Here is a 22,009-nt window from a genome sequence, read left to right on the forward strand (position 1 = left end):
GGCTGGCTTTGCAATTAGACAATGCGCAATTAATGGCCGCACTGGAAATTGCGGCAAAAACCGAGGGGCTGCGCAGTGACGCGTTACACAAAGATCACGACCTTCGAACCCACGCTGGGCCGCCTCGAGAACGCCAGCCAGCTGGCTGATGTTCAATCCGTTATTGAAGAATTTCGCGATGTATTTTGCGTTGATCATATGGTGTATCATTGGGTGAATTCGAAATGTGGGCGGCTGGGGGTGGGCACGTATTCGGGCGCTTGGGTCAGCCGTTATATCCAGCAATCCTATATTCGTATCGATCCGGTGATTTTGGGGTGCTTTCAGCGGTTTCACCCCGTTGATTGGAAAGATCTTGATTGGTCAAGCAAAGCGGCGCGGGCGTTTCAGGCCGACGCGTTAGATCATGGGGTGGGTCGTCAGGGGCTGTCTATTCCGATCCGTGGGCCAAAAGGCCAATACGCTTTGTTTACGATCAGTCATAACGCTTCGGATGAGGCATGGGCGGGCTTTATCGAAATAGCTCGGCGCGATCTTATTTTAATTGCGCATTATTTTAATAAAAAAATTTTAGATATCGAAGCCGAAGGTATCGCAGCTCCCAGCCCCGCGCTTTCCCCGCGCGAAAATGAAACGCTGACATTTCTGGCGCTTGGGTATAGTCGGGGGCAAGTTGCGCATACATTATGCATTTCGGAAAATACATTGCGCGTCTATATTGAAAGTGCGCGCTATAAATTGGGCGCTGCCAATACCACGCATGCGGTTTCTTTGGCAGTCAGCCGCGGGTTGATTTTGCTCTAGCTCGCCTGCGCTGCGCGCGCATGTCTAAGCTAAGTTTAATGCTCTGATCCTAGTCCTTTTAAGGCAATCAGGGGATTATATATTTGCTTAGATATCTTTATGGCGATCAGCTATCTGATCACCCGCTTTTGCGCGACACCATGTTTCGTGATCGTGCCTCCCAGTTTAGAACCCGCCTTAAATGGAGGGTGGATGTGGATGAAAATGGCTTCGAGCGCGATGAGTATGACGCGCTTAATCCGCTTTATGTGGTCTTGGAAAATAATCTTGGCCGGCATGAGGGCTCTTTGCGGCTGCTGCCCACCACGGGGCGCTGTATGATCAATGAGAAGTTCTGTTTTTTGCTGGGAGGCAGCAGCCTGAGCAGCCCGTTGATCTGGGAATCTACGCGGTTCTGTCTGGCTCCGAAAGCGTTCAAGCATAGCGCGTCAAAATTGATGCTGGCGGCGGGTGAGGTCATGCTTGGGTTTGGCGTTGAGCAATCGGTGGCGGTCTTTGATCATACGATGCGGCGCATCTATCGGCGTATCGGGGCAACCCCTGAGATTTTAGCCGAGCAGGGCGCCGGGAAAACATATATCGGGTTGGGATTATGGACTTTTTCTCCCCTGCAGCGTCAGGCGGTTGCCCGCCGCGCGAAGGTTTTGCCGGAACATTCAAGCCGTTGGTTTGATTTGGCTTTTGGGGCAAGCAAGCGCGTGGTGCCTGTGCCGTAGCGAAAGTGGCTTCTCACTGGCGCTTTGGTGGCATGGCCGGTAAACTGAGCTTATGCAGATGCGGCAGGTTGAACTTTCTTTAGATCAGGCAGAGGCCTATGATCATGTGGCGGCGCTGCTGCGCGCCGCTGGCGTAGACCTTGAAAACAACCTTTTGGTACCGGGGCGCGAGCGCGATGCCCGCGTTACCGCTTTGATCGGTAAGGCGGGTTCGGGGAAAACCTTATTGCTGTCGGAACTTTATCACGCGATGCGCAGCATCGGTGTTGAGGTCGTGTCGGGGGATTATGAACCGCGGCGCAATCGTACCAAGCGCAGTTTGGCGATTTTGGCACCCACGAATAAAGCCGCCAGCGTGCTGCGTATGAAAGGTGTGCCGGCCACCACCATCCACCGCATTCTTTATACGCCGGTTTATGATCCGGAATATGAAAAAATTGCGGACTGGCTGGCCGGTCAATCTGAAAAACCACAGATTGAAGATTTAAGCGAGGCGGCCCTGGCGCGTGCTTTTGAGTTTTACCAAAACAATAAATCTATCCCGGGGGCGCTGGCTGCGGCTGGCTTGCGTGGTTCGGATTTCATTACCGGCTGGAAGCGCCGCGAAGATCCGTTGGATATCGGCTTTATCGATGAAGCCTCAATGTTGGATGATCGACAATTTGAGGATTTACAGCAAATTTTTCCAATATTGGTTCTATTCGGAGATCCGGCGCAATTGGCCCCGGTAAACCAATCGGGCCAAATGGTATTTGAAAAATTAGACCCGGAAAAGCAGATCACGCTGCAACGCGTTCATCGCCAAGATGCGGATAATCCGATCTTGGATTTGGCCCATGCGCTCGGTGATCCTGCGCTTGGATTTTCTGATTTTGAAGCGATGATTTCGCATTATGCCACGCGCGATGAGCGGGTTATTTTGGGCCAGCGCGTCGATGTTGATCTGATGGCCCGCAGCCCGGTTTTGGTTTGGCGCAATGCCACCCGAATTCGGCTTATTTCGGCCTTTCGAAGGGTTTATGATGCACCCGAAACCGAGCTGCTAGAGGGCGAACCACTGATTTGCGATGGCATTGAATTGCCGTTGAAACATCGTAAGAAGCGCCTTGATTTGGAGGCGCGGGGCCTGATCAAAGGCGCGCAAGTTGTCTATTTGGGCCCTGGGCGGCGCGCCGGCTTTTCAAAATTGCACGTGATCGGGGCGGAAGACCCAAAAGTTTCAGCGGCCTCGATCATCAAAATTGAAAAACCCGGTGAAGAAGAGCCGTTTATTCCGTTTGCGGCCAATATGGGCGCCGCTTTTTTACATGGCGCGGCCGTGACCATCCATAAAGCGCAGGGCAGCCAATGGGAAACGGTGCAGGTTTTTGCACCAGATCTGGAAATGGCTGCGCGTATGGGGCGAGTCGAGGCCAATCAACCGCTTTGGAAGCGCCTTGCCTATGTGGCGATCACCCGGGCCGAGCAGCGGCTGATCTGGGTGGTGCGTAACCGATTGTCCAAACCCTCAACCCCGCTTCAAATCGAGGATCTTCGCGCGCAGGCTCCGGCGCCTTTGGCTTTGGATATTCAAGAAGATGGATAATCTGTTCAGCTCTGCTTGGGGCGCGGCAAGAAGGTGGCTTGCAAACCGCGCGGTTTCCTTTTCATATGGCAATCAGACGCTGCAAGGGGGGGGTGGTGAATGCTTGGCCAAATGATGCATCGACCGTTGTCGATTATCGAAATTTTAAAATTTGCGGCAGAGGCGCATCCGCGCGCCGAGATGGTTTCGGTGCGCACCGAAGGTGATATACATCGCCAAACTTACGCTGACAGTTTACGCCGCGTTGGACAATTGGCGCATGCTTTGAAAAAGCTTGGCGTCGCACCGGGCGCAAGAATTGCCACTTTAGCTTGGAATGGCTATCGGCATTTTGAATTATATTATGCGATATCTGGGATTGGTGCGGTCTGCCACACCATCAATCCGCGCCTCAGTGCTGAGCAAATGCTCTATATCATTGGCCATGCGGGCGATGAGATTTTGTTTATCGACACCAGTTTCGTGCCTCTGGTGCAGGCGCTGGCGGATAAATTGCCCAAATCACTCAAATTTGTGGTCATGACCGGGCCCGAGCATATGCCCCAGTCAAGCTTAGATTTTTTATCTTATGAAGATTTGTTGGAGGGGCACCCCGCGCTGTATGATTGGCCAGAACTGCCAGAAAACACGGCATCGGGTCTGTGTTACACTTCGGGCACCACGGGGAACCCCAAAGGCGCTTTGTTTTCGCATCGTTCAACGCTGCTGCACGCGTATTCCACCGCCATTTCTATCCCAAACAGCCTGAAAGAGGGCGCGCGTATTCTGCCGGTCGTGCCTTTGTTCCACGTGAATGCATGGGGTCTGCCTTACACGGCGCCGATGACGGGAAGCTCATTAATTTTTCCCGGGCCAGCTCTGGATGGGGCCTCTTTATTCGATTTGATAGAGCGTGAGGCAGTGTCTTCCGCTTGGGGGGTTCCAACCGTGTGGTTGGGTCTGCAAGGTGAGATTGCAGCGCGCGGGCGCCATCCAAAAGGGTTTGACAATTTGATCGTAGGCGGCTCTGCGGCGCCGCGCTCAATGATCGAAGCTTTCGAAACATCGGGTGTGACGGTGGTGCATGCCTGGGGGATGACAGAAATGAGCCCCGTGGGCACGCATGGTCTTTTATCGCAACATCACCATCGCGAACTAACGCAGGATCAGCGGTTTGATTTGCAGGCCCGACAGGGGCGGCGCGCGTTCGGTGTTGATTTAAAAATCGTCGATGAGGCGGGGCAGGCTTTACCGCATGACGGTATTGCTGCTGGCGATCTTTATGTGCGCGGAAATGGTATCATTTCTGGTTATTTTGAAGATCCTGCGGCCACCGATTCGGCCTTTGACAGCGCAGGCTGGTTTGGCACCGGAGATGTCGCTTCAATTGATCCAGAGGGGTTTTTAATCATTCAGGATCGGGCGAAAGACTTGATCAAATCAGGGGGCGAATGGATCAGTTCGATCGATCTTGAAAATATTGTGATGGGCCATCCGGAGGTGGCAAATTGTGCCGTGATTGCTGTGCCCCATCCCAAATGGGATGAGCGGCCGCTTTTGGTTGTGGTGCCTCGCGGGTCCTATAAGGTGACAAAGGCCGAGATAGATAGTCTTCTCTTGGCCCATGTAGCGCGCTGGCAATTGCCCGATGCAATCGAGTTTGTCGAACAACTGCCCCTGACAGCTACCGGTAAAGTGTCAAAGCTCACCCTGCGTCAGCAATTTGCAGCCTTTGAATTACCCCGCGAAACATAGAGGATTAGTATGGATTTAGGTATAACCGAACGGGTTGCAACGCTGCTGAGCGCGGTGCGCGAGATGATTGAACATGATATTGCGCCGCTTGATCGCGAATATCATGCTGAAGTGGGCAAGCACCCGTCGGGCAACAGATTCGCCATGACGGATCGGCAATTAGAAATTATCGACGGATTAAAAGCCTTGGCGCGCAAGCGCAATTTATGGAATTTCTGGTTGACTGGCAGCGATCGCGGCTACGGTTTGAGCACGGTTGAATATGCCTATTTGGCTGAAGAAATGGGCAAAGTGCCTTTGGCCGCCGAAGTGTTCAATTGCTCTGCCCCCGATACCGGCAATATGGAAGTTTTAGAGCGCTACGGTACGCAGCTGCATAAAGATCGTTGGCTGGGTGATCTGTTGGCGGGGCGGATCAGGTCTGCCTATGTGATGACCGAACCTGGGCTTGCCTCTTCTGATGCGGCGCAATTGGCCTTTGAAGCGCGCCGCGTCGGGGATGATTTTATATTAAATGGTGAAAAATGGTGGATTTCTGGCGCAGGGGATCCGCGTTGTGCTTTGTATATTTTAATGGCCAGTACCGCGCCGGAAGCAGCCAAACATAGCCGCCATACGATGTTTGCGCTTGATCCGAAAACGCCTGGAATCGAGGTGCTAAGGCCAATGCAGGTTTTTGGCAATGATGATGCACCCCATGGTCATATGCATTTGCGCTTCACCGATGTAAGAATTTCACAAGATGCGATTATTCTTGGCGAAGGGCGCGGGTTTGAAGTGGCGCAAGGCCGGTTGGGGCCAGGGCGGATTCACCATTGTATGCGCGCGATCGGGCAGGCTGAAAAAGCCTTGGAAATGATGTGCCGGCGGGGTTTGTCACGCGAGGCTTTTGGAAAGCAGCTTACGGAATTGGGGGCCAATTATGATATCATCGCGAATGCGCGTATGGAGATCGAAATGGCGCGTCTGCTCTGTTTAAAGGCGGCCTATATGATGGATACGGCCGGGGTGCGGGCGGCGCAGCCATGGATTTCAAAAATCAAAGTGATCGCGCCCTTGATGGCGGGCAAAGTGGTGGATGAGGCCATGCAAATGCATGGCGCAGGGGGCATCAGCCAAGATTTTGATCTTGCCCATATGTGGACGCATATTCGCACGCTGCGCTTTGCCGATGGCCCGGATGCGGTGCATCGCCGCCAAGTGGCCCGCGCAGAATTGAAAAAATATAGCAATACGCAAAAATAAATTCCGCCGCTTCGGCGCACTGGCGAAACTGGGCCGGCCCTAAAGTGGCTTTAATCGGCTTCTGTGTCGATCCAAATTGTCACTGGTCCATCATTGATCAAATTGACCTGCATATCGGCTCCGAAACGGCCGGTTTCAACGCGCGGGCCCAGATCAGCAAGGGCTTTTGCGAATGTTTCGTAAAGTTGCCTTCCCAGTTCGGGCGGCGCTGCGCGCGAAAACCCAGGTCTGTTGCCGCGCTTTGTATCGGCTGCCAGAGTAAATTGACTGATGACCAAAGCGCTGCCGCCAATGTCTAGCAAGGATTTGTTCATCCGCCCCTCGATATCTGCAAATATGCGCAATTTGGCGATTTTTGATGCCAGTTTCTCGGCATGCGCGGGCGTATCTTCCGCCATTGCACAAATCAGGATGAGCATACCCGCATCGCATGTGCCGATCTGATCGCCTTTCACGGCAACGGAAGCTGTCTGAACCCTTTGAATCACTGCGCGCATCTGTTTCTCCTTTAATAGTATGAGAAGGGGGTTGAAAAAGATCAAAGCGTCTGGCGGGAAGGTTAACGGCTTGGCGCGTTATGCTCAATTATCAATTGCTTCAAGAGCGGTTGCGCCTCGTGCAATTCAATGCCTGCGGGTAGGCGGGGATCGTAGAGAACCCGCAAAAGAAGGGCATCTTGATTTGTTAAAAATGCGAATTCATCATCATCATTGAAAATGGAGGGGTGCGCTGCCGGGTTATCATTGTGAAGCCCTAACCCTTGGGCAATTTCCTCATGAAAACAGGCTTTCTTTAACATCGGCGGATGCTCGGCGCGGATCACCGCAAGCGCTTGTTCATGAATATGGGGGCTGTGCCGCGCAGAAAACGTTAACACCATGCAGTGGATATCAGCGGGTATCTGTTGGACCACTTGTTGAATATTTGGCGGCACAAGCACCTCCTTCTTGCGTAGGTTTTGTACCATGTTCATTCGATGCACTTCATCCACGACAACCACGTGAAAATTCCCAAGCTCGGTTGTAAGTTCAATAGGGTGACGGGTGATGTCAGACAGTTGCGCGGCATAATCTGACAGGAATTGCGTATCCTTCACGCGGGTTTCAGGGCTGAGCGAGGGGCCAAAATGCAAATTGATCTTCACTGGTCTTTGCCATTTTGAAAGCGCCGTGGGCCTCGCTTGGGCAGGTTGAAAACCGCTGCTTGGTTCATATTCATCGTAAAATGCCAAACTGTTAAACAGCTCAGTAAGGGCCTCTGGTGTCGCGCGCGGGCTTTTGGAACCACCATCAGTTCGAAGCAGCCCCTTTGCTATTAAGCCCGTGGCAAGGTGGTCATAGCGTTGTCTGAGCTGCCGCGATGTTTCCGCGGCAAAAGCCGCATTGTCTGCGCCCTCAGCGCCCCGTTTGATATTGGCAAGTTCCGCGCAACCGCTCAGGCTGAGGGCGAGGGCGGCAACTGCGCCTTTGAGGCTGCGTTTCCAGAGCGGTTTCATTGCGATACACATGGTGAGGCCTGTCACATCTGGCACGTCTTATATCTCCAGCGCAGCTATTTCGCTTTTGCGCCTAGTCCTGTTACGTTTGACGCGCATGGCCGCCTTATAAGTGATGCTTAGGCTTTGCTGTTCCAGCGCCGTTATGGCTGCGCTCAATTGTTAGTTTTCGGCTATATCTCGATTGGATGATCTCCACCACAATCAATACCAAGACGCTGAAATAAAATGTTGTTTTGGACATAGGAATAATTTCATACCCAAAGATGCGCAGCGCCAAGCCGGGATCATGCATCGCATGTGCTGCCGCTTGACCGCTTTCTCCAAGCAGTACAATCCCGACAATCAGGAGAATAAACAGGCCTAAAACCTCGTACATGCGGTTTTTCTCCAAAAAGGCGGTTACACCATCTGCTAAGACCAACATCGCCAGCCCAGATAGCAAGATTGCGGTTGCCAGAACCGCAAATACTTTGGTGATCGCCAAGGCGGATAGGACTGAATCGAATGAGAAAATAAGGTTCATCAAAACGATCAGCAGAACCACCTGTACGGCAGATTTCCCCGGTTTGTTATCAAGATCCGCATCCAGATGTTGGATCGTAAGAAGGTGGCCAATTTCTTTAACCGCTGTGTACATTAAAAATATACCGCCCAGCACGAACACGCATGTGGCAAAATTCACACCGCCCTCTAACACTCCAGACCAGCTGAAAATATAGAAGGGTGCGCCAAGCGCTTCGATCAGATGGATCATTGCAAAAAGCAAAACAACCCTGAGCACCACGGCGATAATGATGCCCCAAAACCGCACGGCTTTTTGATGGGCCACGGGCGCCCTTTGGCTTTCGATCGAAATATAAAGCAAATTATCAAAGCCAAGAACGGCCTGTAAAACCAATAATACGATCAGGTTACCAAAATTTTCGATTGTAAAAAGAACAAACATAATCCCTAAGCCTAAGCTGGGTTTAATAAATTTGACAAGATTTATTTTGATTGGCGCAAAAACGGGCTGCTGCGCTTATCTATGCCGGCGCTGGGGCTTTTTTGCCTTTGGCTTTTCGTCAGAAACCGGCGCCAACCCCAATTGATCGCGCATGATTTTGCGGCGCACTTCTTCAACCTCGCCCAATTTCAGAGTGCCCAGCTGAAACGGGCCGAACGAGACGCGGATTAATCGGTTTACCTGCAGGCCTATAGCTTCGATCGCGCGCCGAATTTCGCGGTTTTTGCCTTCTCGTAGACCAATGGTTAACCACGCATTCGCACCCTGCTGGCGGTCTAATGTGACGCTCATGGGCTGAAACCGTTCACCGCCGATGCGCAGGCCTGCACGCAATGGCGCAAAACTATCTTCGCTTGGCCGCCCGTTGATGCGTACGCGATAGCGGCGCAGCCATCCCGTCGCAGGCAGTTCCAGCTGGCGCTTGATTGCCCCGTCATTGGTTAATAGCAACAGGCCCTCAGAGTTTAGATCAAGCCGGCCCACGCTCATCACGCGGGGCAGATCTTCGGGCATTTCATCATAGATTGTTCTACGGCCTTTTTCATCCCGATCACTTGTCACCAAGCCGCTGGGTTTATGATAGAGCCAAAGCCGCGCATGATCGGGCTCTTTCAGCAGGGTGCCATCAACTTTTATCTGGTCTTTTTGCGTCACGTTCAGGGCTGGCGATGTAATAATGGCGCCGTTTACGCGCACGCGACCGGCAAGGATCATCTTTTCCGCATCGCGGCGGCTGGCAAGCCCGGCGCGGGCGATGGTTTTAGCGATGCGTTCGCCTGAAGGGGTTTTGCTGTCCATTATTGGGGCTTTACGTCAAAAACAAGGCTTGCGAAAGGGGCATTCAGCGGTCATCAAAAGCTTATGCGGTTTAAAAGTTTTATGGAGATTGCGTTAGAGGAAGCGCGTTTGGCAGCAGCGCGTGGAGAGGTTCCGGTGGGCGCGGTCGTAATCTCGCCGCAGGGCGCGGTTCTGGCGCGCGCTGGAAACCAGATGCGCGCGCAAAAGGACCCCTCTGCGCATGCGGAAGTTCTGGCCATTCGTTCCGCGTGCAAAGCATTGGGATCCGAACGCTTATCGGGCTGTGATCTTTATGTGTCGCTAGAACCTTGCCCGATGTGTGCAGGCTTGATTGCGGCGGCGCGGATAGACCGGCTTTATTATGGGGCCTGCGATCCTAAATCCGGTGGTGTTGCGCAAGGCCCGCAGGTGTTCCGCCATGCGCAATGCCATCACAAACCTCAGGTTTATTCGGGCATTGCAGAAGAGCAAGCCGCCACGCTGCTGCGCGATTTTTTTGCCAAGCGGCGCGGCGGGGCGCGTTAAGCCGCGCTCAGAGCAGTGCTGCAGCGCCGGCAGGTGCCAAGATGCTGATCTTTCCCGATATCAGGCAGAATTTTCCAGCAACGCTGGCATTTTTCACCCTCTGCTTTGGAAAAGGCAACGCCAATCCCAGGATGATCTGCAAGGGTAAACTGGCCCTGCTCTATCTGGCCTGCCGTCAGTTGCAGCGCCGATGTTATGCAAATATCTTCAAAGGGTACAGATTGCAGTGCCGCCAGCATCGCAGGATCGCTGATGGTGACGCTTGGCGCGGCTTCCAAACTGGCCCCAATAACTTTTTCAGAGCGTTGCACTTCCAAAGCCGATGTGACCACGCGGCGTGCAGAGCGGATCATTGCCCATTTTTCCGCCAGTTCTGGGTTTCTCCAAGCCGCGGGGGTCTCGGGAATATCCAGCAGGTGAACCGAGCTGTCATCGCCGGGGAACCGCTCAAGCCAGACCTCTTCCATCGTAAAGACCAGCACCGGGGCGAGCCAGGTGGTCAGCCGATGGAACAAAATATCAAGCACCGTACGCGCCGCGCGCCTTTGAACCGTATCGCCATCGCAATACAGCGCGTCTTTGCGGATATCGAAATAGAAAGATGACAGATCGACGGTTGCAAAGGCAAAAACGGCTTGAAATACGCCTTGGAAATCATAGGCATTATAGCCGCTGCGCACCTTTTCATCCAATTCCGCCAAGCGGTGCAAAACCCATTGCTCGAGCTCGGGCATGTCCCGCGGCGCGATGCGGTCGCGTTCGCTAAAATCGGCCAGAGAGCCGAGTAAAAACCGCATCGTATTGCGCAATCTGCGATAGGCATCGGCGGTATTTTTTAAGATTTCAGGTCCAATTCTAAGATCCGCAGAATAATCTGACTGCGCCACCCAGAGGCGCAAAATATCGCCGCCATATTGTTTTACCACTTGCTCGGGCGCCACCGTATTGCCCAAAGATTTTGACATTTTCATGCCTTTTTCATCGAGCGTGAAGCCATGCGTTAGTACTCCGCGATACGGCGCATGGCCGCGGGTGCCACAGGATTGCAGCATCGACGAATGGAACCAGCCGCGATGCTGATCGGTGCCTTCCAGATAAAGATCAGCCATACCGTCTTCGGATCCATCATCGCGATCGCGCAAAACAAAGGCATGCGTTGAGCCAGAATCAAACCAGACATCAAGAATATCAAAAACTTGTTCATAAGCTTCTGGGTCAACAATACCATCAAGGAAGCGGTTTTTGGCGCCCTCAGCATACCACGCATCTGCGCCTTCGCTTTCAAATGCGGCGGCGATACGGGCATTTACTTCGCCGTTGCGCAGCAAGAAATCCGGATCTGTCGGTTTGCCGCCGGTTTTGGTGAAACATGTCAGTGGAACCCCCCAAGCGCGTTGGCGCGAGAGCACCCAATCGGGGCGGGCTTCGATCATTGAATAAAGCCGGTTTCGGCCCGTTTTGGGCGTCCATTCGACCATTTTATCAATAGAATTCAGGGCCCGTTCGCGAATGGTTTTGCCGAATTTATCTTGATTATCGCCGACCGGGCGATCGATTGCGGCGAACCATTGCGGCGTGTTGCGATAGATCAGAGGCGCTTTAGAGCGCCAGCTATGCGGATAACTGTGATTGATCTTTCCGCGCGCCAAAAGCTTTCCGCTTTCTGCCAGCTTCTCAATCACCGCCGCATTCACATTGCCTTCTTTGCCATTGGGTCTGAGAATTCTTTTGCCGCCGAAAAACGGCAAATCGGCCCGCATCGTGCCATCTTCCATTACATTATAGGTAAGCACTTGCTCCAGCATGCCCGCATCGCGATACAGCTCAAATTCATCCATACCATGGCTGGGGGCACAATGGACAAATCCGGTGCCATCCTCTTCGGTCACAAAGGGCGCGGCGCGAAAATCGCGCGGCTCATCCCATTCGCCCTTGCTGCCCTCCATACCGGCCAATGGATGCGACAGGCTTGTATTTGATAAATCGCCCGCATCACTGATGCGCGAAAAACTTTCGACTCGAGCCTTTTCCAGAACCGAAGCTGCTTGTTTATCCGCCAGAAGAACGCGATCGCCGGTTTTGACCCAATTGTCTTCGGGGGCGGCTGTCACCTCATAAACGCCATAAGAGATGTCTTGGTGATAGACCACACCGCGGTTTGAGGGGATGGTCCAGGGCGTGGTGGTCCAGATCACCACATCAGCGCCTTCTAGCGCAGGGTTATCGCTGTTTAGAACCGGAAAACGCACCCAAATGGTGAAGCTCTCTTTGTCATGATATTCCACTTCTGCCTCTGCCAATGCGGTTTTTTCAACGGGGGACCACATGACCGGCTTTGAGCCTTGATACAGCGTGCCCGTCATCAGAAACGTCATGAATTCTTCTGCGATCACGCGTTCTGCATGATAATCCATGGTTAAATAAGGCATTTCCCAATTGCCGGTAATCCCAAGCCGTTTGAATTCTGCGCGCTGAACATCCACCCATTCAGCAGCAAATTTGCGGCATTCTTGGCGGAAATCGACCACGGGCACTGTGTCTTTATCGCGGCCATTTTTGCGATATTGTTCCTCGATTTTCCATTCAATTGGCAAGCCGTGACAATCCCAACCTGGGATATAGCGGGCATCTTTTCCCATCATTTGTTGGCTGCGCACAACCATGTCTTTTAAAATCTTGTTGAGCGCATGGCCAATATGCAAATGCCCGTTCGCATAAGGTGGGCCATCGTGGAGGGTAAAGGGCTTACGGCCCTGCTTTTCCCTGAGGCGATTGTAGAGGCCCATGTTTTCCCATTTTTGCAACCATTCCGGTTCGCGTTTTGGCAAACCAGCCCGCATAGGGAAATTGGTTTTTGGAAGGTTCAAAGTCTCTTTATAATCGGGCGTTTCGGCGCACATGGTTTGGTATCCTTGGGGCGTGAGAAGATCGTATAATGTACGGCGGGCTGGCGCGTACGCGTTTTCCCGGCCACTCTTATTCTTAGAGCGCCGGGTAAATAATTCGATGATATGATGTACAAAAAACAGCCATTAAAGGCGCTTATAGGCCCCTCTCGCCTGCGGGTCTAGACCCTTCCGACCCTGTTGCAGAACAGTTTTCTGCCTCAATTTTGCAAAAGGGTGCCTTTGCGCTTTTATCCGCCATGCTTGGCCATGAAATTGGCTGCCGTCTTGCGTAAATTATCGACACCTGCCAAGCGGGCCCGATCCAGTTCCACCTTCAAAGCTTTCAAGTCGGTACTCATTAGGGCCTGTTTGACAGGGCCAATAGAGGCGGGGCGCATTGATAACGTATGAAGACCCAAAGCCGCCAGGCAGACGGCTTCTAGCGGGCGCCCCGCATCCTCACCACAAAAAGACAGCGGTGTTTTATGCGCTTGGCACTTTGTCACGATGTCTTCAAGAAAGCTGAGAAAGCTGCTGCTCAACGTATCATAACGTTTGCGCACCAATTCATTTTCGCGATCCGCAGCGAAGAAGAATTGTTTCAGATCATTGCCCCCGATCGATAAAAAATCCACCGAGTCAAAAAATGCTTTGGGGGCGTAATGGATCGAAGGGGTTTCGATCATCGCGCCAACCCGCAGGTTCTTTGGCAGCGGATGACCTAGGATTTTCTCGCGCTCGAGAGCTTTGTCCATTTCGCTGCGCGCTTGACGAAATTCTTCATATTGCGCGATAAAGGGGAACATAATCGACAGATCACGCCCGTTTGCGCCGCGCAACAATGCTTGTAACTGCATGCGCAACACGCCTGGTTTGTCCAAGCCAACGCGGATCGCGCGCCAGCCCAGCGCCGGATTAGGCTCTTTCACTTCGGTCATATAGGGCAGCACTTTATCCGAGCCGATATCAAGCGTTCTAAAAGTGACGGGTTTGTTTTGAGCTGATTCTAAAACCCGCGCATAGATTGCGCTTAGCTCTGAGCGTTTGGGCATTTGACTGCGCAGTAAAAACTGCAATTCGGTGCGAAAAAGCCCAACGCCTTCGGCGCCAGAGCTTTCGAGGCTAGGCAGATCAGCCATTAACCCGGCATTCATCAGCAAAGTGACGCGCGTCTTGCAGGCAGCGATGGCGGGGCTGTCGCGAAGGGCGGCATAGCGCTTTTGCGCTTTTGCTTGCATAGCGATTTTATCTTTGAAGGCGCTGGCCACGCTGTCATCTGGGCGCAGATGGATCACACCGGCATCGCCATCGATCATGATGGGATCGCCGTTTAAGGCCTCGGTGGTGAGATTTTCGGCGTGAATGACAAGCGGAATCGCTAGGGCCCGCGCCACGATTGCGGCATGCGATCCCACCGACCCTTCTTCAAGCGCCAAACCTTTTAGGCTGCGCCCATATTCCAAGAGCTCGGCGGTGCCAATATTTCGCGCTACCAAAATCGCATCGCTCGGAATCACCGCGCCCGTGTTGCGGCCCTGTCCTGTTAGGCTGCGCAACAAACGGTTCGACAGATCATCCAAATCATGCAGGCGGTCGCGTAAATAAGGGTCGGCAACTTGTGACAGCCGCGCCCGCGCCGCCGATTGCTCTTTTTCAACGGCGGCCTCTGCCGAAAGCCCCTGATCAATATCGGTGTTCATCCGCCGCAGCCAGCCGCGCGAATTGGCAAACATACGATAGGCTTCCAAGATTGCCCTTGGCTCTTTATCGCCAAAATGCGCCGCATCCAGTAAATCATCGATGCCGCTGCGCAGCTTTTCCAAGGCTGAGGACAGGCGCTGTTTTTCAACTTGCGGATCTTCAGCGATTGGATTGGTAACCACAACGCGGGGTTCGTGCAGCCAAACATGGCCAGAAGCGGTGCCCTCTTGCACAGGGGTGCCGCGAAACAAAGCCGGTTCCTGATGTTGGGGCCTTAATGCTGCGCCTTCACCCACAAAAGCGCCTAGTTCGGCCATTTCTGCCAGAACCATCGCCACAATTTCCAGCCCGTAAATTTCATCCGATGAAAATTCACGCGCGGTTTTGGATTGAACGACCAAGACACCAAGGCCCGAGCCGAGACGCTGGATGGGCACGCCCAAAAAGGACGAGTAAATTTCTTCGCCTGTTTCCGGCATAAACCGAAAGCCTTTGGTGGCCGGGGCATTCGCCGCGTTGATGGTGCTCTTGCGCGCGGCCACCCGCCCCACCAGCCCTTCTCCAAGGCGCAGGCGCGTTTTGTGAACGGCGTCGGCATGCAGGCCTTCTGTGGCGCAAAGCTCCAGCGTGCTCTTGTCTCTAAAAAGGTAGATCGAGCACACTTCCGTGCCCATTGAATCGGCGATCAAATGGGTGATTTTATCCAAACGGGCTTGGCCGGCTGAATCTTCTGCCAGCGTGCCACGCAAGCGCTTTAGCAGCTTGCGGCTGTTGGTTCCCGTGGTGTCTTCCATGGGCGGCGTGCCCCCCGTTTCCCTTGGCTTAGGCGCTTTCGAGCCCAAATGCATGATGCAAGGATTGTACGGCAAGTTCCATATATTTCCTATCAATAAGAACGGAAATCTTGATTTCTGACGTGGCGATGACTTTGATGTTAATGCCTTCATCAGATAATGTTTTGAACATTTTTGCCGCAACGCCGGATTGGCTTCGCATGCCAATTCCTACGGCCGATACTTTGGCGGCGTTCATATCTGCGATCAGGTCGACGAAATCAACATGGCTTTCAGTCTTTGCATCCAAAAGCGTTTTTTCAGCGCGGGCGACCTGATCGGTGGGGCAGGAAAAGGTCATATCGGTGCGGCCATCTTCGGCGATATTTTGAATGATCATATCTACATTAACATTGGCCTCTGAAAGCCGTTCGAAAATCGCGGCAGCCGTGCCGGGGCGATCCTCAACCGAGACCAGCGTCATCTTCGCTTCATCGCGCGAATAGGCTATTCCTGAAACAACATTGGATTCCATAATTTCTTCCTCGCTACAGACCAAAGTGCCGGCCGTTTCCGATGGTTCCTCAAAGCTTGACAATACTCTTAGTTTAACGCGGTAGCGCATCGCCAGTTCTACAGATCGGGTTTGCAAAACTTTTGCCCCCAGCGATGCCAGTTCTAACATTTCTTCAAAGGAAATTTTGTTCAATTTGCGGGCATTGGCTTCGATCCGAGGATCGGTGGTGTAAATCCCGTCAACATCGGTGTAGATATCGCAGCGCTCTGCGTCAAAAGCTGCCGCGAATGCGACTGCCGTGGTATCAGATCCACCGCGGCCCAACGTGGTAATCCGCCCCTCGGGGCTTAACCCCTGAAAACCAGCGACCACCGCCACCCGCATGCCATCGGCAAACTTGCCGTTAATATTCTCGGTTGGAATTTCTTCGATCCGCGCGGCCGAATGGGTAGAGCTGGTGTTCAAGGGCACCTGCCAGCCTTGCCAGCTGCGCGCGGGGATTTCCATTTCTTGCAACACCAGCGCCATCAGCCCGGCGGTGACATTTTCGCCAGAGGACACAACCGCATCATATTCGCGCGCATCATGTAAAGGAGAGATATCATTTACCCAGCCTGCCAATTCATTCGTTTTGCCCGACATGGCTGATACGATCACGATAACATCATATCCCAGAGCCACTTCTCGCGCCACGCGTTTGGCAGCGCGCGTGATGCGGTCGATTGAGGCAACCGATGTGCCACCAAACTTCATTACCAAAACCGGCATAATGGTCCTCTAAAGCTAAATTGCACCGCGGTGTAGGGCGAAGTAGAGCCAAGCGCAAGGGCGGTTCAGTTGGTTTTACGCTTAGGATCAAAGGGCAGGGGGGCGACGGGTATCCCCTCTTCCATAAGTTTTTTTGCCTCTGTAACTTTGGCTTCACCGTAAATTGCCCGCTCTGGCGTTAATCCGTAATGCATATCCCGAGCCTCTTGAGCAAAATCGGATCCGACATAATCGGCATTTTTTTCCATATGCGCCTTGAAGTCTTTTAGAGCCTGTTGCGCAGGATGGGGGGGGCCTTGCAAGGACTTTTGAGCGGCGTTGGGTTGCGCTATCGGCGCGGGCGCCGCGGCGGTGTTGACCCGGGGTGCCATAATCGCTTTTGTCACCTGGGTAGAGCCGCAGATTGCACAGGTCACCATTCCGGCCTTTTGCAGTTTCTCAAACGCATCGGCAGATTGGAACCAGCTGTCAAAACTGTGCTTATTGCTGCATTTTAAGGAATAATTGATCATCTCTCGCCGTGCTCTATTCGCTCTGCGTTGTCAACGATTGCGGATTTGGAATCAAGTTAAATCGGTAGTTGATATGGGCACTAGGTGTTCCAACTCATCCATAATAACACTTATATCTACGCCATGAGACAGCGCTTTTGTGGCGCGCTGCGCAAGGTTTTGTTGCGCGCTGGGCGTCTTTAACGATAACAGGGCTTTGGATAATGCCTCAGCATCTGTTGCGCGTATCGCCGCTTTGTTTTGGGCGAGCGTTTCGTATTCAGCGCTGAAATTGCGCGTATGGGTGCCCGTGATCAGCGCGCATCCATAAGCTGCAGGTTCGTAAGGGGTGTGTCCACCGTGATTTTTGAAAGCCCCACCAACGATACATAGGCCCGAAGCAGCGTACCATTTGGGCATCTCGCCCAGAGTATCTGCCAGGATCACGTCAACCTTTTCAGGCCCGCTCGCTTGGTCTTGGCTATAGCGTTGTAGTCGCCAGCCCTGCGACAGGATAAGATCAGCGATCTCGGCGCCGCGCTTGGGATGGCGCGGCGCAATAATCAGCTGTAATTCGGGCCATGTTTGCCTCACCAAGCCAAATGCTTTTAAAATGATCTCGTCTTCGCCGGGATGCGTGGAGGCGGCCAGGCATATATTGCGGCGTTTTGTTAAATCCAAATCGATCGTTTGGGGTTGATATAATGATTTCCAATTGAGCACAGGACCCATTTTTCTGGGATCAATCCCCAAGCTTTTGAAGCGCTGGTCAGAATCTGCATCTTGCGATTGCAGATAGGCTAAAGCGTTCAATAATTTGGCGCTGAGCCTTGGAAACCGGCGCCAGAGATTCTGACCGCGCGCGCTCATCCGAGCCCCCAAGGCGGCAATTGGGATTCCCGCCGCGGCCAAGATGGCGATACGGTTGGGCCATAATTCGGCCTCAAAAGTCACATGCGCTGCGATTGGATATGCGCTCATGAACCTGCGTTGTGCCCAGCGTAAATCTAACGGTGAGAGCACTGCGTGATATCCAAGCTCTTCCGCCCAGAGACGCCCGGAAAGCGAATTACAGGTGATCAATAAGCTGGTTTGACCGTAACGCGCTGCAAGCGCGTCCAAAACTGGTTTAGCGGATTGCAGCTCACCATTTGAAGCGGCGTGTACCCAGAGCCATTTTTGCTCAGGGCGTTTCATGGCCACTGGTTTTCCAAACCTTTGCCAGAAATCTGCCCAGTCTTCGGTCCCTTTTAAACAGCGTATCATCAAAAGGAGCCCAAGCGGGAAGGCGGCAAAGTTTAAGAAGAGGCGGTATATAAACATGCGCAGGCCGTAGGGGTTATAAGCGGCTTTGGTCAAGTAGAATAGGAAACCAGTCTTCGCGCAACCGCTCGCCAGGTTGCATGGCATGGCCGGGAAAGGGTGGCGAGGTTGGACCCGGGCGCTCTATATAGCGCGCGTCATCCCCAAGCAAGCGAAGTGAAAACGCCCTGCGCCTCTTGGCGCTATGATTGCCGCGCGCGCCGTGCAGGGCATTAAAGTGAAATGCAACCGCATCTCCGGGCTGCATGTTATATTCGATGATGTTCATGCCCTCGGCATCCGGATCGGGCACGGGTTGGTAGAGATCGCTATCGGGATAAAAGTTTTGTTCTGATAGCCAGCGGGTTGGCAGCACAGGCTTTTGCCATTTATGCGATCCGGCAACCACGCGCAAACTGTTTTCTTTTACCGGATCAAGGGGCACCCAAAAGCTTATATTTTGCTGGCCACCGGTGAAGTAATATGGTGCATCCGAATGCCATGGCGTGGGTTTTGACGTGCCCGGTTCTTTGACCAAAACATGCTCGTGGAACAATTGCACGATATCTGATCCCATCAGTTCTGCAGCGATTTGGGCAATATGTGGGCGATGAATAACATCCGAAAATTCGGGGATGCGGGTCCAGTTGCAATAATCATCAAAGAACCGCCCGCTCTCAGTATCGGTTAGGTTTTCTGCAGCATAGGGCCCGGGATGCTGCAGATTAAAGGCAACCCCGTCCCGCAGCGCTTGAACGCAATCGGCAAACATGCCGCGGATCAGCGTTACACCATCGCGACGGAATGCGTGAATTAAATCAGTGGTTAATAAGGGATGCATGCGCGCCTCTTTCTCATCGGCGTGATCCTACGTGCCCAGATGCTTTTGTCTAGCCTTGAGTGGATGCAACGCATAACGGGTAAGCCGTAAAAGGAAAAAGCCGCCAGCGTTGGCGACCTTTTAAATCTTGTATGACGGTCCTAAAAATTAAGCGACAAATCACGATGAACGGCAGTGCAAGAGGCTAAGAATAGCGCCTGATCGCGGGTCAGCGCCGGTTGCAAACGCGCACCCAATGTGCCTTTAAGCGCCTCGACATACTCACTCAGAGGGCCGCGTAATTCCGTTTCAGCCTGCGCGCGCCAGTCAAGCTGGGCTGCGTATACCTCTAGCGCTTCCTCATAATGGGCAAGCGCTTTTTCACGATCTTTTTTACGTTTGCCCAGCGCCTTTTTGGCTTTGCCTAAGGCTTTTTTCACATCATCCGCGCCCTCTACTGCGCGAACGCTACGCTCGGCTTGTTTTACGGCCTCTTCTGCGGATATGTAATCAGCATCAAGTTCAACCGCTTCTATAATTGACCTAAGGCCAATCAATTCTGCTTCGAGTGCGATGTAAGCTGGCGTTGATTCCAAAACCATCAATGCTTCTGAAGCCCCTTCAAACGTGCCATCTGCAGCCCTGCGATAGGTGTTGCGCGCTTTTGTTTCGGCTGCGGTTAGCAGGCTAAAGGTTTCATATTCGCTTTCCCATGAGGCCGGTATTTCGCCTTCTAGCGTGGCAATTTTGGCTTTAGTATCGGCAATATCTGTGCTCAGAACAGCGCGTCTTTGTGCAAACTCGTCCCCTTTTAAACGGGACAGTTCTTTTTCGCCGGCTTTCAGATGCTCGTTCTCACGGCGCAATTGTTTTTGAATTGAGCGCACTTTGCTTAGCATTGGGCGATAGCTGTCTTCTGCTGCTTTTACCGCCGCAGAAGTCACCGAAATCTGGGCTAAGTTCTCTAAGGCTTTATCAGCCTCTTCCAGCGAGTTGGCAATCGGATCGGCCAAAATAGCTGACAGGTTTGACAGATCGATGCGTTTTGCTTTCTCGATAGCTGCGACGGTTGCGCCGCCACCTGCCGCGATTTGATCCCCAACGAATTCGTCCATGCAGAATTGCAGCCGCGGATTGCGCGGTGGCGGCGCAGATTCTGAAAGCAGGTTTGATCGGTTGGGCAAGTAATTGACCAATTGTGGATAATTGCCAACGATCCCCAGTGCCAATAATTGCAACAAGATAAACGGGATCACGCCGCGATACATTTCGATTGTGCGCACCACGGCCGGCGCCACGCCGCGCAAATAAAACAGCGCAAAGCCAAAAGGTGGCGTCAGAAAAGAGGTTTGGATGTTCAAACCGATCATGACACCCAGCCACACTGCGGTGATGTTTGCACCTGGATCGGCCAATAAAATCGGCGCCACAATCGGAACCACCACAACCGCGATTTCGATAAAGTCCAAAAAGAACCCAAGCACGAAGATCACGGCCATCACGATCACGAATTGCGTCCAAAACCCACCCGGCAACGAGTTCAAAAACTCGCGCACCAATTCCTCGCCACCAAATGCACGGAATGCCGCGGTGAGCATTGCGGCCCCCAGCAGAATAACGAAGACCAAAGCGGTGGTTTTTGCGGTTTCCATCATCACGCCATGCAAAGTGCCGTTTATATTTAGCACGCGTATAGCGCTCCAAATGATTCCAGACAGCATGACCAGAGCGCCCAGCACGCCAATCCAAATGCCTTGCATATCCTCGGCGCTCTCGGCCGCTTTGATATTCATATCATAATTTTGCAGCGCATAGCCGGTGATCAGCAGCCCCAAGATAACCAAAAATGCAGGCACAAACGTCCATTTAGTTTGATCAACCAAGCGATACCCGGCCATCACTAATGCACCCGCCGCGCCGATGGCGCCCGCTTGATTCACCGTTGCAATACCCGCAATGATCGACCCTAGCACCAAGAAAATCAAGGTCAGGGGGGGCACCAATGTAATAAAAACTTGTCCCCAGAAGGCCCGATCGAATTTCCCTTCATATGGCACAGAGGGGGCCGCTGAAGGCTTTAAAAACGCATAGCCTAAAATATACAGCATGTATAGCGCCACCAAAACCAGACCCGGGATGAAGGCGCCTAAAAACATTTCACCTGCGCTGGTTGAGGTCACGTCAAAGACGCTTGGCATTTGAAGATTTCCGGTCGATTCCTTGAATAAGGATTTGCGCAGGCTGCCCGCTTGATCCGCCGCAGAAGCCAATTGATCTGCCAGAATAATCAGTACGATTGATGGCGGGATGATCTGCCCCAATGTGCCTGAGGCGGCTATGGTACCGGTTGCCAAGGACGGGGAATATTTATTGCGCAGCATCGCAGGAAGCGAAATAAGACCCATTGCAACCACTGTTGCGCCGACGATACCGGTGGTGGCAGCTAATAAGGCGCCCACGAAGACAACTGAAATGCCCAACCCGCCCCGCACAGGACCAAACAAGCGAGCCATCGTCACCAAAAGATCTTCTGCGATCTTTGAACGTTGCAGCATGATGCCCATGAAAATGAATAAGGGGATCGCAATCAGCGTATCGCGTTCCACTTCCCAATAGACGCCGCGCAGATTTAAAACCCCGGCTGAGATCCATTCAGAAGGCCCGCCAGAGTGAAAATAGCTGCTGACATCGCCTTCAAACGCGTAGCCGCTGATTGCAGCGATAACGATTGTGATGATCGCAGAGCCCGGCAGCGCGAAGGCCACGGGATAGCCCGAGCCCAATGCAGTGGCCATTATGAGGATCAAAATTAAGAGAAAAAACAGTTCCATGATGACC

General features: G+C 52.9%; 17 protein-coding genes. 6 read left to right on the top strand and 11 right to left on the bottom strand.

Features of this window, described 5'->3' with window-relative positions:
* The first annotated feature begins 75 nt into the window (after nucleotides 1-75).
* The 5 genes from GN241_04850 (at nucleotide 76) to GN241_04870 (ending at nucleotide 6,084) form a co-directional block, all read left to right on the top strand.
* Entirely contained in the window at nucleotides 76-804 is a 729-nt protein-coding gene (locus tag GN241_04850) for a LuxR family transcriptional regulator (protein XAT56748.1), read from the top strand.
* Between the two features lie 83 nt (nucleotides 805-887).
* The gene (locus GN241_04855; protein XAT56749.1) at nucleotides 888-1,520 is read left to right on the top strand and encodes an autoinducer synthase; all 633 of its coding nucleotides are present in this window, start codon (nucleotides 888-890) and stop codon (nucleotides 1,518-1,520) included.
* Nucleotides 1,521-1,572: 52 nt separating this feature from the next.
* A complete protein-coding gene (locus tag GN241_04860) occupies nucleotides 1,573-3,105 on the top strand; it encodes an AAA family ATPase (protein XAT56750.1) in 1,533 nt (510 codons plus the stop codon).
* A 99-nt stretch (nucleotides 3,106-3,204) separates the two neighbouring features.
* Entirely contained in the window at nucleotides 3,205-4,839 is a 1,635-nt protein-coding gene (locus tag GN241_04865) for a long-chain-fatty-acid--CoA ligase (protein XAT56751.1), read from the top strand.
* A 9-nt stretch (nucleotides 4,840-4,848) separates the two neighbouring features.
* A complete protein-coding gene (locus GN241_04870) occupies nucleotides 4,849-6,084 on the top strand; it encodes an acyl-CoA dehydrogenase (protein XAT56752.1) in 1,236 nt (411 codons plus the stop codon).
* Nucleotides 6,085-6,134: 50 nt separating this feature from the next.
* Here GN241_04870 and GN241_04875 read toward each other — a convergent pair whose 3' ends face one another.
* The 4 genes from GN241_04875 to GN241_04890 all read right to left on the bottom strand — a co-directional run bounded on the left by GN241_04875 (nucleotide 6,135) and on the right by GN241_04890 (nucleotide 9,386).
* Complete coding sequence (locus GN241_04875; protein ID XAT56753.1) at nucleotides 6,135-6,581, bottom strand: D-tyrosyl-tRNA(Tyr) deacylase; 447 nt, start codon at nucleotides 6,579-6,581, stop codon at nucleotides 6,135-6,137.
* A gap of 62 nt (nucleotides 6,582-6,643) precedes the next feature.
* Nucleotides 6,644-7,615: a DUF2927 domain-containing protein gene (locus GN241_04880; protein XAT56754.1), complete on the bottom strand. Its 972-nt coding sequence runs from the start codon at nucleotides 7,613-7,615 to the stop codon at nucleotides 6,644-6,646.
* 70 nt (nucleotides 7,616-7,685) lie between these two features.
* Complete coding sequence (locus tag GN241_04885) at nucleotides 7,686-8,528, bottom strand: tellurium resistance protein TerC (GenBank protein XAT56755.1); 843 nt, start codon at nucleotides 8,526-8,528, stop codon at nucleotides 7,686-7,688.
* 75 nt (nucleotides 8,529-8,603) lie between these two features.
* The gene (locus GN241_04890; GenBank protein XAT56756.1) at nucleotides 8,604-9,386 is read right to left on the bottom strand and encodes a pseudouridine synthase; all 783 of its coding nucleotides are present in this window, start codon (nucleotides 9,384-9,386) and stop codon (nucleotides 8,604-8,606) included.
* Nucleotides 9,387-9,449: 63 nt separating this feature from the next.
* Between GN241_04890 and GN241_04895 the strand changes: the two genes are divergently transcribed.
* Nucleotides 9,450-9,911, top strand: coding sequence for a nucleoside deaminase (locus GN241_04895; protein ID XAT56757.1), 462 nt, complete (start codon nucleotides 9,450-9,452; stop codon nucleotides 9,909-9,911).
* Here the strand turns inward: GN241_04895 and GN241_04900 are convergent.
* The 7 genes from GN241_04900 to GN241_04930 form a co-directional block, all read right to left on the bottom strand.
* Nucleotides 9,908-12,811 (bottom strand): isoleucine--tRNA ligase, encoded by a 2,904-nt coding sequence (locus GN241_04900; GenBank protein XAT56758.1) that lies wholly within the window; start codon nucleotides 12,809-12,811, stop codon nucleotides 9,908-9,910. The genes GN241_04895 and GN241_04900 overlap by 4 nt on opposite strands.
* A 236-nt stretch (nucleotides 12,812-13,047) precedes the next feature.
* On the bottom strand, nucleotides 13,048-15,294 hold the full coding sequence (ptsP, locus tag GN241_04905) for a phosphoenolpyruvate--protein phosphotransferase (protein XAT56759.1): 2,247 nt from the start codon (nucleotides 15,292-15,294) through the stop codon (nucleotides 13,048-13,050).
* A gap of 28 nt (nucleotides 15,295-15,322) precedes the next feature.
* Nucleotides 15,323-16,558, bottom strand: a complete 1,236-nt coding sequence (locus GN241_04910) for an aspartate kinase (GenBank protein XAT56760.1) — start codon at nucleotides 16,556-16,558, stop codon at nucleotides 15,323-15,325.
* A gap of 65 nt (nucleotides 16,559-16,623) precedes the next feature.
* Nucleotides 16,624-17,070, bottom strand: coding sequence for a DUF1178 family protein (locus GN241_04915; GenBank protein ID XAT56761.1), 447 nt, complete (start codon nucleotides 17,068-17,070; stop codon nucleotides 16,624-16,626).
* A 51-nt stretch (nucleotides 17,071-17,121) separates the two neighbouring features.
* Nucleotides 17,122-18,459: a 3-deoxy-D-manno-octulosonic acid transferase gene (locus tag GN241_04920; GenBank protein ID XAT56762.1), complete on the bottom strand. Its 1,338-nt coding sequence runs from the start codon at nucleotides 18,457-18,459 to the stop codon at nucleotides 17,122-17,124.
* The gene (locus tag GN241_04925) at nucleotides 18,389-19,192 is read right to left on the bottom strand and encodes a phytanoyl-CoA dioxygenase (protein XAT56763.1); all 804 of its coding nucleotides are present in this window, start codon (nucleotides 19,190-19,192) and stop codon (nucleotides 18,389-18,391) included. Before GN241_04925 ends, GN241_04920 begins: the two co-directional genes overlap by 71 nt.
* Nucleotides 19,193-19,332: 140 nt before the next feature.
* On the bottom strand, nucleotides 19,333-22,002 hold the full coding sequence (locus tag GN241_04930; protein XAT56764.1) for a TRAP transporter large permease subunit: 2,670 nt from the start codon (nucleotides 22,000-22,002) through the stop codon (nucleotides 19,333-19,335).
* Nucleotides 22,003-22,009: the final 7 nt, after the last annotated feature.

The sequence above is a fragment of the Rhodobacteraceae bacterium IMCC1335 genome, from assembly GCA_039640495.1.
GTDB lineage: Bacteria > Pseudomonadota > Alphaproteobacteria > Rhodobacterales > Rhodobacteraceae > Thalassovivens.